General features: G+C 74.6%; 5 protein-coding genes. All 5 read right to left on the reverse strand.

The annotated features are described in order from the left end of the window. Positions 1-314: 314 nt before the first annotated feature. Complete coding sequence (locus EBO15_RS42350; protein ID WP_122200078.1) at positions 315-791, reverse strand: single-stranded DNA-binding protein; 477 nt, start codon at positions 789-791, stop codon at positions 315-317. A gap of 144 nt (positions 792-935) precedes the next feature. Then, entirely contained in the window at positions 936-2,600 is a 1,665-nt protein-coding gene (locus tag EBO15_RS42355) for a P-loop NTPase family protein (RefSeq protein ID WP_122200079.1), read from the reverse strand. Next, on the reverse strand, positions 2,597-4,963 hold the full coding sequence (locus tag EBO15_RS42360; protein WP_233616852.1) for a GTPase family protein: 2,367 nt from the start codon (positions 4,961-4,963) through the stop codon (positions 2,597-2,599). Before EBO15_RS42360 ends, EBO15_RS42355 begins: the two co-directional genes overlap by 4 nt. Further along, positions 4,960-6,198, reverse strand: a complete 1,239-nt coding sequence (cobA, locus tag EBO15_RS42370) for a uroporphyrinogen-III C-methyltransferase (RefSeq protein ID WP_233616853.1) — start codon at positions 6,196-6,198, stop codon at positions 4,960-4,962. The genes EBO15_RS42360 and cobA overlap by 4 nt, the downstream gene beginning before the upstream one ends. A gap of 132 nt (positions 6,199-6,330) precedes the next feature. Next, the coding region (locus tag EBO15_RS42375; protein ID WP_147481905.1) for a nicotinate-nucleotide--dimethylbenzimidazole phosphoribosyltransferase at positions 6,331-6,568 on the reverse strand (238 nt) is incomplete at its 5' end.

Here is a 6,568-nt window from a genome sequence, read left to right on the forward strand (position 1 = left end):
CACCCGCCCGGCCTCCGCGTGACCGCCAGGCCCGGTGGCCGCGTCCTCCGGACGGGCCGCGCCGCCCCCGCGGCGCACCGCCCCTCCGGCCGACCGCCCCACCGGGCCACCCACTCGCCCACACGGACCGCCCGCCCGCGCAGACCGCCCACACGGGCCGCCCGGCCGCCCTGGACCGTCCGGCAAGACCGCGGTCCGCATGGTTCGTACCCACGTTGTGGGGTCCGTTCCTGGGCTGGAACCAGGTTCCTGGTGGTGGGTGGGCTCCCTTCGCTGGGGGTGGCCGGGCCGGATTCGGGCGGCCCGGCCCTGGGTCAGGCGGCCTTGGGGTCGGCGGCGGCGGGTTCGGAGGGGTGGTCGCCGGTGAGGGCGAAGAGGTCGGAGACCTCCTGGGCCTCGCGGCGGTCGGACTCGGTGAGGGAGGACGAGCGGGACGCGGCGCGGAAGTCGGCGGTGCCGCGGCTCAGGTCGTGGCCCAGGGTGGTGGCCTCGATCTCGGCGCAGTAGCGCCACTGGCCGTCGCGCTCGTACTGGCGGATGCGGAGGCGGCCGGTGACGATCACGGGATGGCCGCGGGCGAACTCCGAGGCGTTGACGTTCTCGGCGAGGCCGCGCCAGCAGTTGACGGTGAGGAACATGGTCTCGACGTCCGCCCACTGGCCGGTGGTGCGGTCGTAGCGGCGCGGGGTGCAGGCCAGGCGCATCGACAGGTACGGGGTGCCGTTCGCGGTGATCAGGTACTGCGGGACGTCGGCCACCCAGCCGATGACGGTGATCTGGGCCTCGTTCATGGGAACCTCCGGTGTGGGCGGGAGCGTCCCTGTGACGCGTCCCGCACTCCACGATCGCGGAGGGTGAGGGCCGTGGAAAGCCGGCCGCCGAGTTGTGGACGACCGGTGGGGTGGCTTAGGCGGAGGCTACGGGCAAGTGCCCTGTCAGGTGCCTCGGACCAGGTCCACGTCGTCCCGGAAGGCGGCGTAGAGGGCGAGTTCCTCGGTGACGGGTTCGAGGACCTTCTGCTCGGCCACGGTCTCGATGCGGTCGCGCATGTGGCGTTCCATGCGTTCGCCGTGCTTGGCGGACGACAGGGCCACCAGGTTCCGGCAGGTCGCGGTCGTGAGCCGGCCCATGCCCAGGGTGCAGACCACTAGGACGGCCACATAGGGGATCAGGCCGGCCTCGCCGATCCAGCCGGTCGGGGCCTTGGCCACGTGGGCGACGCCGTAGGCGACCAAGAGTCCGATCCAGGCCAGGCCGAGGACGGAGACCAGGATGAGGAAGTACTGCCACGTCTTCACCAGCCACCACCAGCGTGGCACCTGGTTGAAGCCGGGGAGGGCGTCGCGCATGGCCTCGCCGAGCTCTTCCGGCAGGCCGGCGGCGTTCCGGCGCGCGGCGGCGCGGACGGAGCGGGCCCAGGCGGCCGGGAGGTCGGTGACGATCTCGTCCGTGACGTCCAGCAGGGCGGTGTCGACCTCGCCCTGTTGCGCGCCGGTCGGGCCGGTGAAGGCGCCGCGCAGTTCCTCGCGGAGCCGGCCCAGGCGCATGCGGCGCAGCGGGTCGCTGCGGAAGCGGGCGATCATGGACAGGATCGGCCAGTTGATGAAGTCGGCGGCGCGCAGCTCGTAGGCGCTCTCCATGGCCTCGGCGACGGCGGGGGCGCCCGCGGCGGTCGTCAGCGCGCGCATGAGGCCGTCCCGGTGCGGGGTGTCGACGGCGGTGGGCGGCTCGGCGTCGCCCTTGTAGGGCACGAAGCGCTCGCCGATGTCGTCGACGTCCACGGTGAGGCGGTCGCCGCGCACCTGGCGGGCGGCGACGGCGTCGACGAGGACCTCGCGCAGGCCGCGCACGCCGTCCTCCGACACGGCGGACGTGGTGACGATGCGGGGCTTGGCCAGTCCCTCGGCCTCCAGGAGGCGGCGCAGGTCGGTGACGCACTCGTCGACCTCGTCCGGGGCGAGCCGGTCGACCTGGTTCAGGACGATCAGCGTCACGCCCGCGTGCTTGGCGAACGGGACGATGTAGTTGCGGTGCAGCGCGGCGTCCGCGTACTTCTGCGGGTCGACGACCCAGATCAGCAGGTCGGCGACCGTGACGAAGCGGTCGACCTCGGCGCGGTGCATCGCCTGGATGGAGTCGTGGTCGGGCAGGTCGAGGAGGACGAGGCCCTGGAGCGAGTCGTCCGCGCGCTGGAGGTCGAGGGCGGACGCGCGCGCGTAGCGGTGCCGCTTGTCGACGTCGAGCCAGTCGAGCAGCGGGCCCGCGCCGTCCAGGCCCCAGACGCAGGCGTGCGCGCGGGACGTCATCGGACGGCGCATGCCCGTCGGCGAGAGCTCCAGCCCGCACAGGGCGTTGAACAGGGAGGACTTGCCGCTGCCGGTGCCGCCCGCGAGGGTGACGACGGTGTGCTCGCCGGACAGCCGGAGCCGCTGGCCGGCGCGGTCGAGCAGGACGGCGGCGTCGTCGAGCAGGGTCGTGTCGAGGCGTCCGGCGCCGGCGGTGGTGATCCGGTCCAGGGCGTCCAGGCGCGCGGTGAGGCCGGGGGCGGCGGCCGGGTCCCGCGGCAGGTCGGCGACGGCGGGCGGGGCCGAGGTGGTCATCGGGCGACCTCGAGGTTGTAGACGGCCTGGTAGAGCCGGACGGGCACGGTCTCGTCGGGGATGCCCGCGGAGTCGAGCGCCTGCCCGAACCGCAGGCCCTCCTCGTCGAACAGCATCGCGATCCGGCTGCGCAGGTCGGCGCGCGCCTTGGCGCTCATGCCGCGCAGCGACTCGGCGCCGAACAGCGCCTTGAGCAGCCGCTGCGGGACGGCGCTGGTGCCGCCCTCGACGTTCACCTCGGACGTGCCGTAGCCGAGCAGCCCGATCATCAGGACGAGGGCCAGCGCCTCGGTGTCGAACGAGACGATCTTGGCGACCGAGCGCTTGGTGACGCCCTCGGTGCGGACGAGTTCCTGCACGTGGTCCTGCCAGGAGCTGACCGCGCGGGAGACGCGCCGGGACAGTTCGGGCGACACCTCGCCGAGCCCGGAGACGGGCGACGCGGCCAGGACCTGCGCTCCGGCCGGACGGCCGCGCCAGGCGGTGACGGCCTGCTCGGCCGCGTGCTCGGCGGACGCGACGATCAGCGACTCCAGGCCGCCGCGCAGGGCCGCCTTCAGCGCGCGCACGCGGGCGGGGCTGCGGTGGCGGCGCGAGGAGCGCCGTCCGAAGCCGAGCTTGTTGCGGCGGGTGCGGAGCGCGCGCAGGAGGTCGCCGGTGCCGGCGAAGTCCTGCCAGCGGGCGAGGACCTCGCCGCGCAGGAGGGAGCCGTTGCGGGTCGCCTCGTCCAGCTCGGCAAGGCCGTCGCCGTAGGCGGAGTCGACCAGCCCGGCCAGCTCGCCGCGCACCTCGACCTGCGCCTTCACGTGCTCGGCCAGCTCGGGGACGCGGGTGCGGAGGCTGTCCAGGACGCCGCCGAGGGTGTCGCCGATCACCACGCGGCGGTGGTCGGGGTCCTCGGCGATGCCGGTCATCCAGGCGCGGATCTCCTCGACGGCCTCCTCGGGGAGGCGGCTCTCCTCGACCTTCGTCTCGGGGACGGTGAACCGGCGGGCGTCGCCGACGCCGTGCTCGCCGAGCATCTCGCCGAAGTGCTCGACGATCTCGCCGCCCGCGCCGTCCTGCACGCGGGACAGGACGACGCCGATGGTCGCGCCGTTCTCGCGGGCGCGTCCGAGCATCTGCCAGACCATCGCGTCCGCGTACCGGGACGCGGTGACGACGCAGAGCCAGACGTCCGCGGCGGCCATGAGCTTGGTCGCGAACTCGTAGTGGTCCTCGAAGACCGAGTCGAAGTCGGGGCTGTCCAGCAGGGCCAGGCCCGGCGGGAGCTCGTCGCTGGTGATCACGACGAGCTGGTCGCCGGCGATCGCGTCCGGCGCGGGGCCCTTGACGCGGCCCATGCCGGGCAGCAGCGGGCCCTCCATGAACCACGCGACGTGGTCGGGGTGGCAGACCAGGATCGGGCTGGACGTCGTCGGGCGCAGCACCCCGGTGGCGCTGACCCGGCTGCCGACCAGCGTGTTGACCAGCGTGGACTTGCCCGCGCCGGTGGATCCGCCGAGGACGACCAGCATCGGGGCGCTCGCGCCCTCGATGCGCGGCAGCGCGTAGTCGACGAGCTGGTTGCGCAGGTCGAGCCGCTGCTCGCGGGCCTCCTCGACGCCGGGGACGGGAAGGACCAGCTCGAACGCGCCGAGCTGGTCGCGGAGCGCGGACAGCGCCCGGGTCAGCTCGCCCTGGCGCGTCCCGATGCCGGGCAGCGGGCCGGTCTCGGCCTTCCGCACGGCCTCTTCCTTCCGCGCAGCCTCCTCATTCCGCGCAGCCTCTTCCTTCCGCGCGGTTTCCGCCTTCCGGGCGGCTTCCGCCTTCTGTGCGGCTTCGGCCCTTCGCGCGGCCTCCTCCTTGCGCGTGGCCTCAACCAGGCTCTCACCGGTCGTCCAGCCGCCGATGCCGGAGAGGTCGGATTCCGCGGGACTCTCCGGGGACGGTTCGTCCCCGCCGGTGGCGCCCGGTTTCGGCCGGGTGGTGTTCGCCGTGCTGAACAGCACGTTCGCCTCGGGCTCGGTCGTGGCGCCGGTGCCGGTGAACGCTTCGGTGGACGGTTCGGTCTCGCCGCCGTGAACGGAGGCGGAGACCGGCGCGGAGTCAGGGTGGACGCTCATGGTGGACGTGTGGTCCTCGGGCGACGGAGGGACGGCGGCGAGGGAGGCGGGGGCCGCGGACGCGCCCGCCTCGGCGGACGCGAGCGGGCCGGGAGAGGGGGACGCATCGGGAGACGGGGACGGATCGGAGGACGCGGGCGGGGCGGTGGACGCGGGCGGGGCGGAGCGGCGGGCATGGCGGGGCGACGGAGCGCCCTGACGGGCGTCCGGGGCGGCGGGACGGTCGCCCGCCGCGCTCTGCTCTGCCGGGGGTCTCACGGATCCCGCCCCATGTCCGCTCGGAGGTCTTCGACCTGCTGTGCCACGGCGACGACGTCGCCCACGACCACGATCGCCGGAGGCCGGACGCCCGCGGCCGCCATCTCCTCGGTCACGGTGCCCAGCGTGGCGGTGAGCGCGCGCTGACCGGGGAGGGTGCCGTCCTGGATCACGGCGACCGGCGTGCCGGACGCCCGACCATAGCGTATGAGGGTCGCGGCGATGCGTTCCATCCGCTCCACCGCCATCAGCAACACCAGGGTGCCGTGGGAGCGTCCGAGGGCCTCCCAGTCGACGGTGGACGCGGGGTCGCCGGGCGCGACGTGCGCGGAGACGACGTGGAACTCCTGCGCGACGCCGCGGTGGGTGACGGGGATGCCCGCGGCGGACGGGACGGCGACGGCGCTGGTGATCCCCGGGACGACCTGCACGGGGATGCCGTGCTTCGCACAGTGGATCACCTCCTCGCCGCCGCGTCCGAACACGAACGGGTCGCCGCCCTTCAGCCGGACGACGAACCTGCCGAGCGCGACCTGCTCGACGATGTGCTCGTTGATCCGGTCCTGGGTGACGGTGCGGCCGTAGGGGATCTTGGCGGCGTCGATGATCTCGACGTCGGCGGGCAGCTCGTCGAGCAGTTCGCGGGGCGCGAGGCGGTCGGTGATCACGACGTCCGCCTGGGCGAGGAGCTGGCGTCCGCGGACGGTGATCAGGCCGGGGTCGCCGGGGCCGCCGCCGACGAGGGCGACGCCGGCCGGCTTGGTGCGGGAGTGGCGGGCCTCGAGGGTCGCGTCGCGCAGGCCGTCGACGACGGCGTCGCGGATCCCGGCGGCGCGGCGCGGGTCTCCCCCGGCGAGGACGCCGACCGTGGTCTCGCCGACCTGGCCGGACGCGGGCGTCCAGGCGGCGGACGCCTCGGCGTCGTCGGCGCGGACGCACCAGACGCGGCGGGCCTCGGCCTCGGCGGCGACGGCCGCGTTGACCTCGGGGTCGTCCGTCACGGCCTGGACGAGCCAGGCGTCCTCGCAGTCGCCGGTCTCGAACGGGCGGGCGTGCCAGGTGATCCGGCCGTCCGCGACGAGGTCGTCCAGGGCCGGGGTGACGGCGGGCGCGACCAGCGTGACGTCGGCCCCGGCGGCCAGCAGCGCGGGGACGCGGCGCTGCGCGACCCGGCCGCCGCCGACGACGAGGACGCGTCGCCCGCCGAGTCGCAGGCCGAGCAGGTACGGAGGCACGGAAATCTCTCGTTCGGTGGACCAGGTGACGGACATGGTTGTTTGCGGACAAAGGTACTCGGCCCCGGGGGCCCGTGCCGAGTTCTCCCCGGCACTCGACACCCGAGCGTGCCTCAAAGTGTGATCATCGTGTTACGCGCCCGCGTCCTTCTCGCTGACGCCGGCGGAGTCGAACGTGGCGACCTCGTGCAGGACCCGCACGGCGCCCTGGACCAGCGGAAGCGCCAGCAGCGCGCCGGTGCCCTCGCCCAGCCGGAGCTCCAGGTCGACCAGGGGGCGCAGGCCGAGGTGGGCGACGGCGGCGGCGTGGCCGGGCTCGGCGGACCGGTGCCCGGCGACGCACGCGCCGAGCGCGTCGGGGCAGAGCGCG

The sequence above is a fragment of the Actinomadura harenae genome, assembly GCF_003696215.1.
In the GTDB taxonomy this organism is placed as follows: domain Bacteria; phylum Actinomycetota; class Actinomycetes; order Streptosporangiales; family Streptosporangiaceae; genus Spirillospora; species Spirillospora harenae.

Bases quoted from the DNA above. Each gene is read 5' to 3' on its own strand.
- EBO15_RS42350 (WP_122200078.1), bottom strand. From the start codon at position 791: ATGAACGAGGCCCAGATCACCGTCATCGGCTGGGTGGCCGACGTCCCG.
- EBO15_RS42355 (WP_122200079.1), bottom strand. From the start codon at position 2,600: ATGACCACCTCGGCCCCGCCCGCCGTCGCCGACCTGCCGCGGGACCCG.